This window comes from Reichenbachiella sp. MSK19-1, from assembly GCF_003590315.1.
GTDB classification, from domain to species: Bacteria; Bacteroidota; Bacteroidia; order Cytophagales; family Cyclobacteriaceae; genus Reichenbachiella; species Reichenbachiella agariperforans.
The window spans coordinates 683,717-702,723 of record NZ_MIER01000015.1 but is presented as its reverse complement, the minus strand read 5'-3'; the positions used below and the strand labels follow the sequence as shown (position 1 = coordinate 702,723).

Annotated in this window: 15 protein-coding genes; 13 read left to right on the top strand and 2 right to left on the bottom strand. The window is 40.7% G+C overall.

The annotated features are described in order from the left end of the window. Positions 1-10: 10 nt before the first annotated feature. From BGP76_RS10955 to BGP76_RS10905, 11 genes are all read left to right on the top strand, one after another. Positions 11-1,624 (top strand): sodium/sugar symporter, encoded by a 1,614-nt coding sequence (locus tag BGP76_RS10955; RefSeq protein ID WP_073121889.1) that lies wholly within the window; start codon positions 11-13, stop codon positions 1,622-1,624. Positions 1,625-1,646: 22 nt separating this feature from the next. Continuing rightward, positions 1,647-2,690 carry a UDP-glucose--hexose-1-phosphate uridylyltransferase gene (locus tag BGP76_RS10950; protein WP_073121887.1) on the top strand — a complete coding sequence of 348 codons (1,044 nt, stop codon included), beginning with the start codon at positions 1,647-1,649 and terminating at the stop codon, positions 2,688-2,690. 219 nt (positions 2,691-2,909) lie between these two features. Then, positions 2,910-4,154: a BamA/TamA family outer membrane protein gene (locus BGP76_RS10945; protein WP_119844689.1), complete on the top strand. Its 1,245-nt coding sequence runs from the start codon at positions 2,910-2,912 to the stop codon at positions 4,152-4,154. A 599-nt stretch (positions 4,155-4,753) separates the two neighbouring features. After that, complete coding sequence (locus BGP76_RS10940; RefSeq protein ID WP_119844688.1) at positions 4,754-4,960, top strand: helix-turn-helix domain-containing protein; 207 nt, start codon at positions 4,754-4,756, stop codon at positions 4,958-4,960. After that, positions 4,950-7,016, top strand: coding sequence for an N-6 DNA methylase (locus tag BGP76_RS10935; protein WP_119844687.1), 2,067 nt, complete (start codon positions 4,950-4,952; stop codon positions 7,014-7,016). Before BGP76_RS10940 ends, BGP76_RS10935 begins: the two co-directional genes overlap by 11 nt. A gap of 41 nt (positions 7,017-7,057) precedes the next feature. Next, entirely contained in the window at positions 7,058-7,432 is a 375-nt protein-coding gene (locus BGP76_RS10930; RefSeq protein ID WP_119844686.1) for a GxxExxY protein, read from the top strand. Between the two features lie 171 nt (positions 7,433-7,603). Then, positions 7,604-8,977, top strand: coding sequence for a restriction endonuclease subunit S (locus BGP76_RS10925; protein WP_119844685.1), 1,374 nt, complete (start codon positions 7,604-7,606; stop codon positions 8,975-8,977). Between the two features lie 83 nt (positions 8,978-9,060). Continuing rightward, complete coding sequence (locus tag BGP76_RS10920) at positions 9,061-10,071, top strand: virulence RhuM family protein (protein WP_119844684.1); 1,011 nt, start codon at positions 9,061-9,063, stop codon at positions 10,069-10,071. A 3-nt stretch (positions 10,072-10,074) separates the two neighbouring features. Beyond that, entirely contained in the window at positions 10,075-13,023 is a 2,949-nt protein-coding gene (locus BGP76_RS10915) for a DEAD/DEAH box helicase family protein (RefSeq protein ID WP_119844683.1), read from the top strand. Between the two features lie 743 nt (positions 13,024-13,766). Then, positions 13,767-14,582: a DUF6597 domain-containing transcriptional factor gene (locus BGP76_RS10910; RefSeq protein ID WP_073121867.1), complete on the top strand. Its 816-nt coding sequence runs from the start codon at positions 13,767-13,769 to the stop codon at positions 14,580-14,582. 76 nt (positions 14,583-14,658) lie between these two features. Further along, a complete protein-coding gene (locus BGP76_RS10905; protein WP_119844682.1) occupies positions 14,659-15,153 on the top strand; it encodes a VOC family protein in 495 nt (164 codons plus the stop codon). Between the two features lie 211 nt (positions 15,154-15,364). Here the strand turns inward: BGP76_RS10905 and BGP76_RS10900 are convergent, their stop codons facing one another. After that, on the bottom strand, positions 15,365-16,006 hold the full coding sequence (locus tag BGP76_RS10900) for a carbonic anhydrase (RefSeq protein ID WP_119844681.1): 642 nt from the start codon (positions 16,004-16,006) through the stop codon (positions 15,365-15,367). Between the two features lie 50 nt (positions 16,007-16,056). After that, positions 16,057-16,563, bottom strand: a complete 507-nt coding sequence (locus BGP76_RS10895) for a hypothetical protein (protein WP_119844680.1) — start codon at positions 16,561-16,563, stop codon at positions 16,057-16,059. Between the two features lie 232 nt (positions 16,564-16,795). On the opposite strand from BGP76_RS10895, the gene BGP76_RS10890 reads away from it, so the two are divergent. Further along, positions 16,796-17,500, top strand: coding sequence for a Crp/Fnr family transcriptional regulator (locus tag BGP76_RS10890; RefSeq protein WP_119844679.1), 705 nt, complete (start codon positions 16,796-16,798; stop codon positions 17,498-17,500). A gap of 266 nt (positions 17,501-17,766) precedes the next feature. Then, positions 17,767-18,819, top strand: a complete 1,053-nt coding sequence (locus tag BGP76_RS10885; protein WP_073121853.1) for a BamA/TamA family outer membrane protein — start codon at positions 17,767-17,769, stop codon at positions 18,817-18,819. Positions 18,820-19,007: the final 188 nt, after the last annotated feature.

Here is a 19,007-nt window from a genome sequence, read left to right as displayed (position 1 = left end):
ACTAAAACAAATGAATTTTTCTACGTTAGACTTTATTATTTTCGGCGCATACTGCGCCGTTATTTTGGGGGTTGGATTATTTGTCTCTCGGGACAAAGAAGGGCACGAAAAGAGTGCAGAAGACTATTTTTTGGCAGGCAAGTCTTTGCCGTGGTGGGCGATAGGGGCATCTCTCATCGCAGCGAATATCTCTGCCGAGCAGTTCATCGGCATGTCGGGTTCGGGCTTTGCGCTGGGACTCGCGATCGCATCCTACGAATGGATGGCTGCTATTACGCTACTGATTGTCGGTAAGTATTTCCTGCCGATATTCATCGAAAAAGGACTGTATACCATTCCTGAGTTTGTTGAAAAGCGATTCAGTACCAACCTCAAAACGATCCTTGCGGTCTTTTGGGTGGCCTTGTATGTGTTTGTCAACCTGAGTTCGGTATTGTATCTCGGTTCGCTGGCACTAGAGACCATCATGGGTATCCCGATGATGTACGGTGTGATTGGCTTGGCCTTGTTTGCGGCGGCTTATTCGCTGTACGGTGGGTTGTCTGCTGTGGCATGGACGGACGTGATCCAGGTCGTGTTCTTGGTTCTTGGAGGTTTGATTACGACCTATCTCGCGCTCGACGTTGTCTCTGATGGGCAAGGCATGATGGCAGGGTTTAAGCATTTAGTCGATGCAGCACCAGATCGTTTTCACATGATTTTAGAAGAGACTAATGAGCAATACTCCAACCTCCCAGGGATCTGGGTATTGGTAGGAGGGCTATGGGTAGCCAACATCTACTACTGGGGATTCAACCAATACATCATCCAAAGAACTTTGGCAGCTAAGTCACTGGGCGAGGCGCAAAAAGGTATCGCATTAGCAGCCTTCCTCAAATTGATCATTCCATTCATCGTAGTGGTGCCGGGTATCGCTGCGTATGTGATCGTCAATGATCCAGCCATGATGGCGAGGTTGGGCGAAATCGCACAGTCCAATTTGCCAAGTGTAGGACAAGCCGACAAAGCGTATCCTTGGTTGCTGCAATTGTTGCCTTCAGGACTGAAGGGGATAGCATTCGCAGCACTGACAGCTGCGGTCGTATCGTCATTGGCTTCTATGCTGAACTCTACATCGACCATCTTTACGATGGACATCTACAAGCAGTACATCAACAAGAATGCTTCTGACAAGCAAATGGTAAACACAGGTCGTTTTGCGGCGGCAGGTGCATTGATCATTGCCTGTATCATGGCACCTCTCTTGGGAGGAATCGATCAGGCGTTTCAGTTTATCCAAGAGTATACAGGGATCGTGAGTCCAGGTATCTTGGCCGTATTCCTACTGGGGCTGTTCTGGAAGAAAACCACCAACGCAGCAGCGATATGGGGAGCGGTGATCTCTGTGCCGATAGCCATAGCATTCAAGTTCGTACCGGGTATGCCGTTTATGAACCAAATGGGTTTGACCGCTGTAGCTACCATGGTAGTGATCGTGATCATTAGCCAGTTGACCGGTGGAGGAAAGGACGATCCAAAAGGTATCGACTTGACCAAAGGATTGTTCAAAACCAATCCGGTATTTAACATTTCGGCATTTGTCATCTGTATACTCACCGCAGTGTTGTATGCGATGTTTTGGTAACATTATAAAACAAGAATAAAACATGTTTGATTCAAAGGAACATTCTCACAGACGACTCAATGTACTGACAGGGGAGTGGGTTCAGGTAAGCCCGCATCGGTCCAAAAGACCATGGCAGGGCCAGGTAGAGAAGTTGGAGCAAGAGCGACGACCTGAGCATGATCCGAACTGCTACCTATGCGCTGGCAATGAGCGCATAGGTGGAGAGCGAAACCCTGATTACAAGGACACTTTCGTCTTTACCAATGATTTTGCTGCGCTGCAAGGGGATATCCCCTCAGGTGGTGAGAGCACGGGGCTCTTGCAATCCAAGAGCGAAAGAGGACTGTGTAAAGTGATCTGTTTCTCTCCACGACACGATTTGACCATACCAGAAATGGATGTCGATGGGATCGAAAAGGTAGTGGAGCTTTGGGTCGAACAATGCAAGGAAATAGGAGCGATTGACTACATCAATCATATCCAAATCTTCGAAAACAAAGGCAGTGTGATGGGGTGCTCTAATCCCCATCCACACGGCCAAATCTGGGCACAAGAATCGATTCCTGTCGAGCCGATGAAAAAGCAGTTTCAGCAGGAGAAGTACCGATTGGATCATAAGACAGACTTGTTGGAGGATTATATACAGCAGGAGCTAGCTGCCAAGGAGCGTGTCCTATTTGAAAACGAGCACATGGTGGTCTTGATCCCGTATTGGGCGGTATGGCCGTTTGAGGCGATGATCTTGCCGAAGCGACGCATGGCGCAGATTATTGAGATGACTGCAGAGGAAAGACGTGCTTTTGCAGAAGCGTATCAGCACTTGACGATCAAGTATGACAACTTGTTCGAGACGTCCTTTCCGTATTCGGCGGGGATACACCAAGCACCGTATGACAACCGAGAGCATCCAGAGTGGCACTGGCACATGTCTTTTTATCCGCCGCTGTTGAGATCAGCTACGGTCAAGAAGTTCATGGTAGGGTACGAGATGTTTGCCAATCCGCAGCGGGATATCACTGCGGAGTTTGCAGCACAGCGCCTGAGAGATTTGCCAGCAGTGCATTACGCCCAATCAGGGAATTGATCTTCAGAAGAGAGAAAACAAAGAAAGCCGATGCGATAGCGTCGGCTTTCTTTGTTTTAGAGACATGGTGCATGTAGATAGATAGGGATTGGTTAGTCTTTAGGTTTGGAATGATTATCTTTAATTGGTGTTTAATAAGCCACCGTTACCATTAAACTCACCTGTATGAAACTAAACTTAATGAACACTCGGAACACTCGGCGTATTAAATCTCTGAGTATGATCCTATTGGTCTTGTTGTCCTTTTCACTAGTAGCGCAGGACACCACCGCTACCAAAGAGGATAAAAAAGCCGTAAAAGAAGCCAAGAAAAACAAAGTGCCTGAAAAAGGTGATGTCTACTTTTCCCCTGTTCCCGTATTGGGCGCTAACCCAGCTTTTGGATTCATCTATGGAGCGGGCGCAGCGGTTAGTTCATTTCTGGGTGAACCTAGCGATACCAAGTTGTCATCCGCGCTTTTAGGTTTGGCTTTTACGACCAAAAAACAAACGATTGTGACGCTGAAGTCTACGGTGTTTACCAGTTCGAATGATTGGGTATTCATGGGGGATTGGCGCTATTTGGATTCTTCACAGCCCACTTACGGTATTGGTACAGGTCCTCAGTCTGCTAGACTAGCCGATGATGGTTTTGAGTTTGATGACAAAAGCTATGATGGCACCTCTGAAGTGGATATGATGGAGTTCAACTTCTTTCGTTTTTATGAAACCGCTTTGCGCAAAGTCAACGACAATGGGTTTTATGCAGGGGTTGGTTTGCACCTTGATTTGTTCAATAATATCAATGACCAACTACTGCGTTTAGCGCCAGGTGATACGGTCATTACACCTTATTATGCATATAACGTATCCAAAGGTTTTGATCAGGACAAAAGCACACTGGTGGGGCTATCGCTCAACGGGATGCTGGATACTCGTGACAACATCAACAATCCCTATGCGGGGAGATATGCCCTCATTTCATTCAAAATGAATCCAGAGTTCATCGGTAGTGACCAGAATTCTACCTCTCTGTGGTTAGAGTACCGTGACTACTTCAATTTCACGGATGACAACAACAATATCCTGGCTGTTTGGGCTTTTGGCAACTTCACCACCTCTGGCAATTTGCCCTACATGAACTTGCCAGCTTCAGCTTGGGATCAATACAGCAAATCTTCTGAACCTTATGCACAAGGACGGTTTAGAGGATATGATCTCGTTTTTGCAGGACTTGAATTTAGAAAACATCTAATAGCAACCAAGAAGAACCCTAAGTTCTTCGGTGCAGTAGCCTATGCGAACATGACCACTGCCAGCGGAGGTGAAAACGGCATAGACCTGTTCGAGTACATAGAGCCAGGCTATGGGCTTGGCCTTAGGTTCAACATCAGTCAAAAATCCCGCACCAACATCGGTATTGATTATGGCTGGGGCAACTACGGGACTTCAGGTCTCTTCCTCAGACTCAACGAAAACTTCTAAAGCAACCAAAATATAATTAACCGCACCTTCTCCAGTCAGCCTTCATTATTAGGGATGATAACAGATCTTCTTTGGGAGTGAAACCCTAAGGAAGGTCTTTTTTATAGCAAGGCCTCTAAACCTTATAGATCTATATACAGCTGTGCCGATACTATAAGGTTTGTCATAGAATAGGAGGGCTTACTCCCTAAATGCGGTCTATGCATCACAGATCTTAGTACAGAGATGGGTTAGATTAGACTTGTCCCTTTGGCTCTATTGGGTTATTTTACTTTCTATTACCGAACCGACCAAGGCATACTTTACACCAGATTCATTAGATAAAGCATGTTTTGAAAAGAAAACAAATTAAAAGATATAAGGCGGATATGTGGCAAGGTGTTATATATCTGGTTGTTGTGTGCCATGCGAGAACGAAGAAAAACCCACCGCACATTTTAGCACATTTGTTTTTTACCAACACACAAACCCCTCCCCCAAAAAACCAAAAGAGCTAAAATCTCCCACCGCCACCCAAACTACATATTGATTTTAATACTCATTTTGTGAGATAGTGAGAAATAATTCCTACTTTGGTAGTCTGAACTAATCATTCAAAAATGAACCGAATTAAAGAGGTTTTAGACGAAAAGGGAATCAAGCAAATTTGGTTGGCTGAAAAGCTGGGCAAGAGTTACAATATGGTTAACTCTTATGCTCAGAACAGAAGACAACCTAGCATTGAAGACCTGTACAAGATTGCTGAGATATTAGGCATTGAAGCCAAAGAACTTTTAGTAGAGACAAAAAGAACTAATGATAAATAAGAATAAGCTAGAAAACCTAACCAATGAAGTCTGGAAAGGTGCGATTAAACTAAGAGGAAAGTTTAAAGCAAAAGATTACCCTTCTGTAATTCTTCCGATGATTATGATTCGAAGAATTGAGTGTGTGCTGGAAGAAAACAGAGCAAAATTCAAAGCTGAAATCATTTCCAAGGACAACAGCTTCTCAGACGAGAACATTGCTCAACTCCACGAGAAAGATGCTGAAAAAGCAAAAGCTAAAAAAGCCGAACTAGCAAAGAAAATCAAGCAACACGAGGTTCACAAACTAGACTTCTTTAACAAAACGGATTGGACACTCAAAAGCATTTTGGCTGATAGTAGCACGTTAGTCGAAACCAACTTCCGTGACTTCCTCAATAACTTCAGTGATAACATAGACGAAATCATAGACAAGTTTGAGTACCGTCAAGTCGTGACCAAAATGGTCAAGGAAAAGCGACTTTCTGAAATCATACAACTGGTAGCGGAAGAAGACTTTAGCCCTACTCGATTGTCAAATATCGAAATGGGGTATGTCTACGAGAACCTATTACAGCTATTCTCTCAGGATGATGCCAAAGACACGGGTGAGCATTTTACACCAAGAGAGGTTATCCGTATTATGGTGGACTTGATGGAGATTGATTTCGACCCTGAAACGAGTAAAGAAGCCATTTCTTTGTATGACCCTGCTTGTGGTACTGGTGGTATGCTTTCAGTTGCCAAAGAACATTTGGTTGATAAAGCAAAAACACCTGAAGGTATTGCCAATACTGAAGATTTGGTCATGCTGAACGGACAAGAGCTTTTATCTCAAAACTATGCCCTTTGTCAAGCAGATATGCTTTTAAAAGGTGAAGTAAAAAGTAACATTACGAATGGAAACTCTCTAATCCCTCATCTGGAAAGCATTGAAGATGATGGTGACCAACACGCCAATAAGCACTTTGATTACATGATTTCCAATCCTCCATTTGGAGTGGATTGGTCTCCTTATAAAGCTCACGTAGAAAAGCTCAAAGGCTCTCGATACTCAGCTGGAATGTCACCGAGCAATGACGGTGCTTTGTTGTTCTTGCTGACCATGATAGAGAAGATGAAACCAGCAGATAAAGGTGGTTCTAAAATTGCCATTCTGTTCAATGGTTCTCCTTTGAGTAATGGTGATGCCACTTCTGGTGAAAGTGAGATAAGACGCTACATCTTAGAAAACGATATGCTGGACAGTATCTTGATGATTCCTGACCAGATGTTTTACAACACAGGTATCTACACCTATGTTTGGTTGCTCAACAACAACAAGCCGAGTCGTAAAAAAGACCATACGCTCATCATCAACGCCCGTGAGCAATTTGAAAAAGAACCAAAGTCTTTTGGGAATAAACGAAAACGCCTCACAGACACACACAGAACTTGGATTCATGACCAGTTTGAAGCTTGGGAAGAAAATGAGTTTTGTAAGAAATTTCATTACACCGACTTTGCGTTCCATAAAGTGAAAGTCACCTTTTGGCAAGAGGATGAAAACGGTGAGCAAATGTGGATTGATGAAGCATTTACTACACAATTGAGTGGAGCAAACGTAAAAAAAGCTTTTGACCTCTATGGTGATTTTACCATGAAAGTAACGGTGAACGAACACACGGTTGACTTAACTTTTGATGGTGAAACGGCTTTTGAAACTTTACTTGCGAACACTATCAAACCTTTAGTAGCTGAACGAAAAGACCAAAAGCTCAACGACATTAAAAAATGGCTAAAAGCACAAGACAAGTCTGCGACTTATAACCACCGCCATTACATTATTGATAACGAGTACATCCCTTTTGACAGAACAGCAGAAGATAAAGAAGCTTATGTCAATACCTTTTTAGCCGAGGAGATTGATTACGAGATTATAGCTTGGGAAGCATTTGAGGAATTGGGCTATGAAATACTACCCAACAAATACTTCTACAAATACCAAGAGCCTGAAAGCAGTGAAAAGCTGATTGACCAGTTTTGGCAACTGGAAGAAGAAGCAACTGGTTTGTTGAATGAGATTCGTAACCTCTAGTCAGAATCACGGATTAGAATGATGAAAAGATTACACAGATTATGGATTTAAAATTCAAAGACATTACGGAGAAAGTTATAGGTGCTTCTTTTGATGTGCATTCGTTTTTAGGCAATGGCTTCCAAGAAGTCATTTATCAGCGAGCCTTGGCGTATGAGATGAGTCAAAGAAACCTCACTTATAATAGAGAGATAGAGCAAGACATATTTTATAAAGACCTTCCAAAGCCAATAGGTACACGAAGGGCTGATTTTGTGGTAGAAGATAAGGTGTTGGTAGAGCTAAAAGCTATTAAGGAGCTAGAGGAGGTTCATTTGGCGCAGGCGCTCAATTATTTGAAAGCCTACAAATTGGAAGTAGGCTTACTCATCAACTTTGGAAGCAAATCGCTCACATTTAAACGGTTAGTGTTATGAAACACGGATTAGACAGATTAAAAGATTACGCAGATAAACTGGCAGAATTGAAGTGATGAAAGACACATTAATACAAATAAAATCCGAGCAATCCAAAAATCAGAGAATAATTTCTGAAACACGGATTTTTTAGATTAATAGATGACGCTGAGTTATTAGAGAAGCACAAAAATGGAAGACATAACGACAAACATAAAATCCGAGCAATCCCTTAATCCGAGCAAATCCGCGATTCAGACAACATACAAACCAAGTGGTATTGAATGGCAAGGTCAAGTTCCTACCCATTGGCATTACGACAAACTTTTTAGAGTGTGCTCTAATATGGGAAGTGGTGGTACGCCCAAAAGTTCTAATCAAAATTTTTATGGAGGTCCAATAAAGTGGATTCAAAGTGGTGATTTAACAGATGGTTATGTTTCCCAAACATCCAAAACGATTACTGAAGAAGCTCTAGAAAAGTCATCTGCGAAAATGTTTCCTAAAGGCACATTGCTTGTTGCTATGTACGGTGCAACAATCGGTAAATTAGGAATAATGGAAATGGATGCTGCAACCAATCAAGCTTGTTGCTCTCTTCAACTATCATCAAAAATTGATTCCAAATATGCCTATTATTTAATGCTTGATGCACGAGATTATCTTTTAACTCAAGCCTATGGTGGTGGTCAACCAAATATTTCTCAAGAAACTTTAAAACAATTTCATCTTGTATATGCTCCCCTCCCAGAGCAAAAAGCCATAGCCGAGTATCTAGACAAAGCCACTGCCAAAATAGACCGCATTATCGCTATTAAAAAGGAGCAGTTGGAGAAGATGGAGGAAAGCTGGCAATCCAAAATGCAGGAACAAGTTACAGGCAAAATAGAAGGAGTTCAAAACCTATTAAAATCAGCGGATAGAGAATTATTGAACCTACCACCAGATTGGAGCCTAAAGAGAATAAAGCAAATAGGAAAAATAAAATATGGACTAGGTCAACCTCCCAAAGAACTTGATGGCGGTCTTCCAATTATAAGAGCTACAAATGTCAGTAAAGGGTTTATAGATGAACACAATATGATATACGTTGATCCTGAAGATGTTCCATATAGTCGTGACCCTGTTTTAAGAGAAGGTGATATTATTGTTGTAAGAAGCGGTGCATACACAGCAGATTCAGCAATAATTCCTGCAAAATATGAAGGAGCTATTACAGGGTATGATATGGTATTGAGATGTTATTTAAATGTTTCTGCAAAGTTTGTCAGTTATTGCCTACTTAGTAAGTATGTCCTTAATGATCAAATGTTATTATCATCACTTCGAGCAGCTCAACCCCACTTGAATAAGGAAGAACTCGGAAATACATATGTACTGATACCTAGTTTATCAGAACAAGAAAGAATTGTTGAAGTATTGGATAATATTCAAGGTCATTTTTTAAAGATGAAAACTAATCTTGAGTCTCAAATCCAAACCCTACAATCCTACCGCAAAAGCCTTATTCACGAATGTGTAACAGGGAAGAAGCAAGTGTCTGAACCTATGATTATCAATGATTAAATGATGGACTATGATGAATACAAAAGCTTGCACCATGAACCAATCAAGGAAATCTAGTAATCAAAAAAGTCATAGCTAAGACAATGGCAAAAGATAATTCACCATTCACAAATCAGCATTCATCCATTTTGATGTATCAAACAGAAGATGGGCTGACCAAAATCCAAACTCGTTTGGAGGACGAAACCGTTTGGTTAACCATAGAGCAAATGGCAGAATTGTTTCAAAAAGCAAAATCAACCATCAATGAGCATATTCTCAATATTTACAAAGAGGGCGAACTAGAAAAAGAAGCTTCTTTGAGAAAAATCGGGAATTCCGATTTTTCTACCAAACCCACCAATTTCTACAACCTCGATGTGATCATATCAGTAGGCTACAGGGTCAAATCGCTTAGAGGTACGCAGTTTCGTATGTGGGCCACTCAGCGGCTGAGAGAGTACATCGTCAAGGGTTTCACTATGAACGATGACATGCTCAAGGAAGCAGGTGGTGGCAACTACTTCGATGAGCTCTTGGCACGTATCAGAGACATACGCTCATCGGAGAAAGTATTTTGGCGCAAAGTGCTGGACATCTATGCCACCAGTATCGACTATGACAGCAAAGCAGACACCTCGGTGTTATTTTTTAAGACCATACAAAACAAAATGCACTGGGCGGCTCACGGACAAACAGCCGCCGAAACGGTCTATCAACGAATCAGTGCCAATAAGCCACACTTAGGCTTAACCAATTTTAAGGGCGAAAAACCCACCAAAAAAGAAGTAGAGGTAGCCAAAAACTACCTGACCGAAAGTGAGTTGGATATCCTCAACCGAATGGTGACGGCCTATCTGGAATTGGCAGAACTCCAAGCCCTCAACCGAAAGCCGATGTATATGAAGGATTGGGTGTCTCGCTTGGATGATTTCCTACAGATGACAGGCAATGACATATTGACCCATGCAGGAAGTATCAGTCATCAAAAAGCACTAGACAAAGCGCATAAAGAGTATGAAAAATATAGAGAGCAAACCAAAAACGACTTGTCTTCAGCCGAAAAGGACTTCATCAAACAAATAGATGAAACCAATAAAAAGCTAAAAAAGTAAGCCATGCCGAGTAATAAAGAAACCCTTTTTCAAGACCATGTGTGTGACTTTTTGGATACGCAACACGGCTACCAAACTTTTGAATCTTCAAGGTTACCGAATGCCAATCACTTCATAGAAGAAGATGTGATTGCCTACATCAAAGCCACGCAAGAGAACAAATACCAAGAATTGGTTGAGAACTTTGGCTCAGATGCAGATAGAGAAATCATCAAGGCATTAGAAAGCGAAGTAACTAAAAAAGCCTTATGGTTAATCATTAGAGAAGGCTTAACGGTAAAAGGCACCAAAGTGCAACTCTATGCCCAAAAGCCTCGCTCCAACACGAGCAAAACACAGGCAGAGCATTACAAGCTCAACAAATTCGTTTTCAAAAAGGAGTACTACTACAACCCCAATACACAAGAGCGAATTGATATTGTTATTTGGCTTAATGGTTTGCCTATCATCGTCCTAGAACTCAAACATGAAGACGAAGGACAAGATGTAAATGATGCCATACATGAGAGTTTCGTAAATCGTGACTTAAACAATCCGCTTTATAAGCTCCCTTTCTTATTTGTGGCATTGAGTAACACAGAAGCCAAAATTGCTACCAACCCGAACTTAGAAAAGTTCTTCCGTTGGTTCAATGCCAGCTTAAACAACAAAGCAGAAACAGAAGGTGAATACCCTGTAGAGCATGTGTATCGTCATGCGCTATCGCCAGATAATATTGCTCACTACTTAGAGCATTATTTGGTATTTGTACCGGCTAAGCCAATTAAAGATGATCATGGTGTAATTACCGAATCTGCATCGTTTACCATCTTTCCACGCTACCATCAGTTTAGAGCCAGTAAAACCCTTGCAGAAGATGTCCATACCTTTTGCGAAAGCAAGCAGAGCTTAGGCAAGAAGTATTTGATCAACCACTCAGCAGGTGCAGGCAAAACCCTCACCATTGCATGGATGGCAGACCGTTTGGATAGTCTTTACACCAGCGACAACAAAAAGGTATTTGACAACATCATCATCCTTACGGACAGAAACGCTTTAGACAAAAACGTAAAGGATGATTTGGAGCTATTTACCCATTTAGGAACTAAGCTCAACTTTACCAATAGGTCCAAGCAATTAGCTGAGTTCTTAGAGAAAGACCGTGACATCATCGTTACCACCATTCACAAGTTTAGCCACATTCAGGACAAGCTTCAAAATGATTCTGTTTTAAGAAATAGAAACGTAGCATTCTTAATAGATGAAGCCCATCGTTCGCAAGATGGTAAGTTGGCTTTGACGATGCGTAAGTTTTTCAATGATGAAGAAGCCGAAAGCTCAGAAGTGGATGAAGATAAGACCGTAGAAGAACTCAAGAAGCTCAATATCAGCAATCAGGTATTTGTAGCATTTACGGCTACTACCACACCCAAGACCGTTTCGTTTTTTGGTGAACCATTTGATATTTATAGCGAAGCAGAAGCCATTGCCGAAGGTTACATACTGGATGTGGCTCATAACATCATTTCATACGAAACCCTTTACAACCTTCAACTTACGGAAGCACTACCAGAAAAGGACTTCCCGAATGGAATTGTAAAAAAGCTATTGCAAAACATCGCTTATGAAGATGAAGCAATTATCCAGTACAAGGCAGGTGTAATTGTAAAGCTCTTTGAAGAAAAGGTATTGCCATCGATAGAAGGACAAGGAAAAGCAATGGTAGTGACCTCTTCTCGTGTAGCAGGGTTGAAATACTTCAATACGATTAAATCTATTCTCGAAGAAAAAGAATCGCCATGGAAAGTGCTTTACGCTTTTAGTGATTTTACCGATAAAGAAACTGGCGAACTCATAGAAGAAGCCAAAGTCAATGAATTGGGTACAAAACTGATTGAAGATGTTTTCGCTACAGAAGACTACAGAATCTTAGTAGTAGCCAATAAGTTCCAAACTGGATTTGACCAACCGCTACTTTCGACCATGTTTTTGGATAAGTCCGTCAATGGAGTCAATGCCATCCAGACCGTTTCAAGACTAAACAGAAAGCACAACGATAAGGAGCAAGAAGACATCTTAGTCGTTGACTTCACCAATAATACGCAAAACATCTTTGACGCTTTCAACAAACACAGAAAAGGAAGTCCATTCAAAGACAAGCAACCGAAGAAGGAAGTTTTAACAGAGATCTACGATCAAGTTTTGGCTCTTGATGTATTCACAGAAAGTGATATTGAAGCTTATGTAAATGCCTACATAGATGCGGAAGAAGAAGCTAAACAGAGAGAATCAACAGCAGATGCTATTCTAAGTAATGTAAATCAGGATTACAGAAAAATCTTCAAAGACAAACTAGAAACGCTTGAAGCTCAGAAAACCTATGTTGCTTTGCTTAGACGTTACACCAAGCTTTACTACTTTATAGCTCAGTTTTTCGAACTTGGACAGAAACTGAATGAGTTCATCGTATTCTCAGAAGTAATGAGTGATTTACTTATCCGAAAAGGAAAAACATCGGAGATGAAAGAGTTCTTAAAGAAGGTTGAACTAAGCAAAGGAGCTGTTAAATATTATGGAACCAAAACAAATCTATCTGTAGTAAGAGAGCCTAAGAAAACAGGCTACAAGACTGGCAAAGGTGGTAGTGAAATACCTCGAACTACTATTGAAAGCGCTTTGGAAGACATTAAATCAAAATTTCAAATCACAGAAGAAGAAGCAATCGTCATCAAAGAAATCTGTGAAACAGTTTCGGAAACTACCACTGTAAAGGCCAGGGTAATCGCGAACAAAGAGAATCAGGAGTACTTAAAAAACAATGCTAAACCAAAGGTAGAATCAGAAGTAAAAGACGAATATATGAATCGTGATATGTGGGATAAGCTAGACGACCCAATGTATGTGCAAAAAGGTGGAATAATTAGCTTAATTGGTAGAGCTGTAATTCAAAATGTCATCAGAGCAGTTGGCTAAGCCCGCCCTTCACAGCCATACACATTGCCAAGTCGCGCAAGGCAAACCCGCAAACCAAAACTTGCCAGCAGCGTATGTCTGCCCATCGCACGGTGGTAAACCGAAATTTTCTGCTACAAAAAGAAAATAGCAAATGACTGAATGTTAGAATAGTACAATGTCACTGACTAGCGTTTGATGCCGAATGGTTATCGTATACATTCAAAGATATTTTCAAATAGTGCGTTTCAGTCGAATAGAGCAGGGTTTTTTAGGCCACATGTTCATGTAGCTCCGAACACAGGTGATTGAGGCTCGGAACACACGTGTTTGACCGTCCGAACACAGGTCTTTGGCGCTCGAAACACACGTGGTTGAGGCTGGAAAGACAAGTGGTTTTTTTAACTTTGAATAGTACAATTATTAAAACATCTATGATACGCCCATTGATGGTCCATAATACCCATAGAAAAGACCACTCAACTCCTCACTTTTCATAGTGATGATAGCCCAAAAAATGGGACAGTGAGTTTAGTTCAGAAATGGCGATTGAATTTATTGATATGACGCGTAAAAAGTACACCTCAAAATTCCATACCAACATCGGTATAGATTATGTCTGGGCCAACTACGGGACTTCAGGTCTCTTCCTCAGACTCGACGAAAACTTCTAAACAACCCAAATGAAATTAAGCCTCCACACTTTCTCCAGTCAGCCTTCATTATATGCATAGGACTTCATTCAAAAAAGCATCAATTAATCAATGAACTATCAAACATTTCGACCACATTCAGATTTAGCATCTCTTGTAAGTTGTTATTGGACTTTAGAAGTTCCTGCGGATAACGATTCGGAAAGACAGCGGATTATACCTGATGGTTGTATAGAAATGGCATTTATTCTCGGAGACGATATTAAGCGTTATACATCGAAAGATGAATTTATACTGCAACCGCGTGCAATGGTACTAGGACAAACTATTGAACCATTTTATATCGAACCAACAGGTTACGTAAATACATTTGCAATTAGGTTTTACCCATATGGGTTTGCAAATTTCGTTACAATGCCAATTAAGGATTTGGCAAATAAAGAAACACCTATAGAATTACTGTTCGGAGCAAACACCGCCAAAGAATTGGAACAAAAAATAATTCAAGCAACGGACATCGAACAACGAATTGAAATTATAGAAAACTTTCTTTTAGAAAAGTTGAGTGACAAAATAACCATTGATAATATCGTAAAACAAACCGTTGAGGCTCTTTTATCATCAAATGGAACTGAATCTATCACCACCATCCTTAAAGAAGATTTATCCAAAAGAAGACAACTCGAAAGAAATTTTAAAAAGCAAATTGGTGTCAGCCCAAAACAATTGGGTAAAGTAATTCGACTTCAAACCGCTTTAAAAATGTTGCTAAACAAAAAAAAGGATAACCTAATCAACATTGCATACGAAAGTGAATATTTCGACCAAGCACATTTTATAAAAGATTTTAAGGAGTTTACAGGTGTCAACCCGAAGGAGTTTTTAGCTAACGAAAATATGGCTCTTTCAACACTCTTCTACAAGTAAAACCACGTGTCGCATTTTTACAATTTTAGACTTCTCAAATAATTCATATTTGTACCGAGAACTTAAAAATTCAAATATGAAAAAGAGAATACTTTGTAGTGCGGTTATACTTTCCTTTTGCATTATAGCTTGTAAAGGTCAAGGCAAATCCAGTACCGAGAACCAACATACAGATTCAAAGGAAACACAAAAAACGAGCGATATGAAAAGTTTTATTTCCATTTTTGAAATTCCAGCTACAGATATTTCAAGAGCAGTCGATTTTTATCAGGCAATTTTAGACCTTAAGATTGAAAAAATGGAATTCCCAGAAATGCAAATGGGAATATTCCCATACGAAGGGCAAATGATAACGGGAGTTATTATGAAAGCAGAAGGTTATAAACCCTCTGCGGATGGAGTGACCATATATCTAAATGGAGGAGATAATCTTCAAATAATTCTTGATAAGGTCGAAGAAAATGACGGAAAAATAATTGTTCCAAAATCACCTCACGCAGATGAAAGCGGATATTACGCAATATTTCTCGATTCGGAAGGGAATAAAATTGGTCTGCATTCCCCAAACTAAACGTGGAAAAAAGAACTCATGTAATATGAGGAGCACTTGTATAACAATGCCAGAGACAGTACTGGATTGATGAGTTACTTGATTTCTGAAAAAATCCGTACGATAACCGTTCCGTGGCATACAGGCCACGGAACGGACAGGGGATAGACTTGTTTAGAGATTACAACCATTGTAATTACCAAGAGACAGGTTACCTGTATCTAAAACGTTATCATTTACCCAGTCCACTAAAGCGATAGATAGGCTCCAGTTGGTCGATACTTGCGTATTTGCAGTTGAGATCTATTATTTTTCCGTCATTGAGCGAATAGACCCATCCATGTATTTCTAGTTCTCGTTTCATCCATGCTTTTTGGACAAACGACGTTTTGGCCAGGTTGTGCACCTGTTCGATGACATTGAGCTCGACCATTTTGTTTTCACGTTCTTCTTCAGTTGAGAGGCTGTCGAGTGTGGACTTGTTGTTTTGGTAGATGTCTTTGAGATAAGCCAGCCATCTACCCACGAGCCCGACATAGGAGTTGCTCATAGCAGCCTTGACCCCACCGCACCCATAGTGTCCACATACAATGACATGTTTGACATGCAAGTATTCGATCGCATACTGCAATACACTCAGCATATTGGTGTCAGAGTGTATGACTTGGTTGGCGATGTTGCGGTGTACGAATATCTCACCTGATTGCGTTTTGGTTATTTCATTAGCCGGAACTCGGCTGTCCGAGCACCCAATCCATAGAAAATTCGGCTCTTGTCCCTTCGCCAACTGTACAAAATAATTAGGATCGAGTGATAGTTTCTCTTGTACCCATTCTTCGTTTCCTTTGATCAGTTTGTCATATGAAGTTTTCATTGTAGTAGTGTTTTGGTGTAGTACGATTTCAGTGCGGAATTTAGGTTTTGCTAAATAGTGGTGGTTCCATATATAGGGACTTCATTGAATGTATACTCATGGTCAATGAATAGTCCGATACACTCCAATTTACCAGATTCAATCCGATCACCTAAGAGAGGACTATCCAAAAACTTTTGGCCTTGAGATTTAAGGAAAAGGCTAGACAGTAGACGGATTTTTTCGCTGATCCTGTTGAGAGGTATTAGCGCTTCGATGTTTTCAAAATACAGGTTGTTGAGAGTGTCTTCTGCGTAGGTGGCTTTGAGTTTTTTCCCAACAATGACATTTTGGAAGAATGAGCAGTGATGGGAGTTTACGATATAAATGCGGTTTATATTTTGATTAGAGATCAATTGAGACACCTCTTCATATTCATCAAATGATTCGAACTGATATAGACCTCCTAACGCACTAATAAAGACAATGTCATCACCGTATTTGGCTTGTATTTTATGTTCTAAATGACATTCGGGACATACTACAAAGAGGGGTTTCGATTTTTTGATTGAACTCATCGTGTCAGGGTCTGTAGTTTTTTGCTTTTAAGTGCAGTCAACGATTGTCTTGTTAGAGTGATATTGGTTAGCTCTTGTAGAGTCGGGTACCGCTATATGGGACTAATGTATCAAATGTATTAATGTGATATATGTCACAAATATAGTAATATATATCACATACTTGCTTGGTGCTTTATTTTTATCATTAGTACTTATTTCGTTTGTTTGTTCTTTCTAAGAAACATCTCCTATGAATAGATTATATAGAAAGTTTGATTTTATGAGTAATTTCTTGCTTCAAGAGTTATCAGAACCCGATAAAAGGAAGGTGATGAGTTGCTTTGAACCAATGACGTTCAAAAGAGGAGATAGACTGTTTTATGAAGATGGGATACCAACGGGTACTTTTTATATAACGAAAGGCACGGTCAAGAAGTACAAGAAGGTAGTGGGAGATCAAGAGCAGATATTCTATATATACAAAGAGGGGGATTTATTGGGCTATCATGCATTGCTCTCCGATGAGCGGTATCAAGATTCCTGTGAAGCCCTAGAGTCCATAACGACCGAGTTCATTAGTAAAGACAATTTCATGGAGTTGATGGAAACGATTCCATCCCTTAAAGCGGCTGTCATAAAGAATATGGCGCACGAGTTTGGGGTACTCGCCAATACCATAGCGGTATTAGCGCAGAAAGCGCAAACACCTAGGTTAGCTCTGTTCTTATTGATACTGAACAATAGGTATGATAGTATGGGCATAAAGCTTTCTAGACAGGATCTATCGAACTTGATTGGAGCGACTAGAGAAAGCGTGGGTAGGACTTTGAAGGAGTTTAAGGATGATGGCTTGATCGAAATACGCGATAAGAAAATATTTTTGGTGGACATGGATAAGATCATTTCTAAAGTGGAAATGCCGTTAAGTGTTAATAGAAGATTGATTGACAGCTAGTCACGGGTTCTTCATAACCTGCTGCATATTGGCTATAAAGAGGTCAAGGTGATTATTTGTGGTGAGAAGGCATGTAGTTTATTGTCTCTACTTATGCATGATCTATTACAATACGTTTATATTTACTTTAAACTAACTAAATAACCTTTCCTCCTGTCTAAATGCCCTCGACCGCAACTACTTATAGATTCTCTAGATATGTTTGTTTAGCGTGTGGTTTTTTGTTGAGTTTGACTGTGTTGGTGAGCATTCCGTCTTATGCTCAAATGCAACGATCCCCCAAGGACTCTACTAAGAAAGTGACTTTTGCAGCGATTCCGATGCCCAATTACAACAGGTCTTTTGGTTTTATGCTGGGGGTGATGGGCTCTATGTATTATAAGGTTGCTCCTAAAGATACTATTTCACCTTCTTCATCGACCATGCTCATGGGGATGTATTCCACTAGTAATACCTACATGGCCTTGGTCGTACAGCAGCTCTATTTGAGAGAGGATAGATGGAGGCTGAAATTGATAGGAGGGACAGGGGAGATTTTCTTTCAGTACTTTCAAGGTTTACCCAACTTGCCCCCCTCGATTGGAGAGGTGCATGACGGAGGTGTTTGGGTCGATTTTACCACCAATACCCAGTTTGCAGTTCTAGATGCGAAACGGCGAGTATTGCCTAACCTTTACACAGGAGCGCTGCTCAATGCCCAGTGGGCCAACACCGTATATGATATAGAGAACCCCATTACAGGTGAGTTGCCGTCTAAGAGTGCTAGGATGATGAGTTTGGGCTACAGCCTACTTTACGACAGTCGTGACAATGTCAATTATCCAACCAAGGGCTATTTTATACAGTTCAAGAACTCTTTTATCAGAGAAGGGTTGGGAGCGAGCAGTGACTACAACCAATACGAATTGGCTATCAATAATTTTTGGGACATCAAGAAGAATAGCAACACCATATTGGTATCCCGTATCTATGCCAACATAGCTGATGGAGATGTACCTTTCCAAGGGGAGAATTTTATCGGGAGAGATGACCTGAGAGGATATTCGCAGGGAAAGTTTCGAGGGGCTCAAGTGTATGCGATTCAAGCAGAACTTCGTCAGCATATTTACAAACGTTTTGCCATGATTGGTTTTCTAGGTGTAGGAACAGCAGTCGATCAGATGAGTGAGGTATCGGATGGGCCATTGCTCCCTAGTGTAGGAGCAGGAGTGAGGTATAGAATGATCCCTTCAGAAAAAATTAACATCGGGCTCGATGTAGGAGTCGGGCGAGATGATTGGAGTTTAGCTTTTAGAATAGGAGAAACATTTGGAAGGTAAAAAGAAGCCAATAATGTGAATCAGAAAAGTTTGGTATTGTTCTCCATTTGAGAAATCATATATGCAATGTGTCAACCTGTTATGATATGGATTTAGATTTCTTTTTTGGTTCGAAAATGAAAATACAAGGCTTTAAGAATGAGAAAGTTTTGGTAATTTTAATTTAGCAGGTGAGAGATATCAATTAG

Coding starts and splice junctions, on each gene's coding strand:
- BGP76_RS10955 (WP_073121889.1), top strand. CDS start 11: ATGAATTTTTCTACGTTAGACTTTATTATTTTCGGCGCATACTGCGCC.
- BGP76_RS10950 (WP_073121887.1), top strand. CDS start 1,647: ATGTTTGATTCAAAGGAACATTCTCACAGACGACTCAATGTACTGACA.
- BGP76_RS10945 (WP_119844689.1), top strand. CDS start 2,910: ATGATCCTATTGGTCTTGTTGTCCTTTTCACTAGTAGCGCAGGACACC.
- BGP76_RS10940 (WP_119844688.1), top strand. CDS start 4,754: ATGAACCGAATTAAAGAGGTTTTAGACGAAAAGGGAATCAAGCAAATT.
- BGP76_RS10935 (WP_119844687.1), top strand. CDS start 4,950: ATGATAAATAAGAATAAGCTAGAAAACCTAACCAATGAAGTCTGGAAA.
- BGP76_RS10930 (WP_119844686.1), top strand. CDS start 7,058: ATGGATTTAAAATTCAAAGACATTACGGAGAAAGTTATAGGTGCTTCT.
- BGP76_RS10925 (WP_119844685.1), top strand. CDS start 7,604: ATGGAAGACATAACGACAAACATAAAATCCGAGCAATCCCTTAATCCG.
- BGP76_RS10920 (WP_119844684.1), top strand. CDS start 9,061: ATGGCAAAAGATAATTCACCATTCACAAATCAGCATTCATCCATTTTG.
- BGP76_RS10915 (WP_119844683.1), top strand. CDS start 10,075: ATGCCGAGTAATAAAGAAACCCTTTTTCAAGACCATGTGTGTGACTTT.
- BGP76_RS10910 (WP_073121867.1), top strand. CDS start 13,767: ATGAACTATCAAACATTTCGACCACATTCAGATTTAGCATCTCTTGTA.
- BGP76_RS10905 (WP_119844682.1), top strand. CDS start 14,659: ATGAAAAAGAGAATACTTTGTAGTGCGGTTATACTTTCCTTTTGCATT.
- BGP76_RS10900 (WP_119844681.1), bottom strand. CDS start 16,006: ATGAAAACTTCATATGACAAACTGATCAAAGGAAACGAAGAATGGGTA.
- BGP76_RS10895 (WP_119844680.1), bottom strand. CDS start 16,563: ATGAGTTCAATCAAAAAATCGAAACCCCTCTTTGTAGTATGTCCCGAA.
- BGP76_RS10890 (WP_119844679.1), top strand. CDS start 16,796: ATGAATAGATTATATAGAAAGTTTGATTTTATGAGTAATTTCTTGCTT.
- BGP76_RS10885 (WP_073121853.1), top strand. CDS start 17,767: ATGCAACGATCCCCCAAGGACTCTACTAAGAAAGTGACTTTTGCAGCG.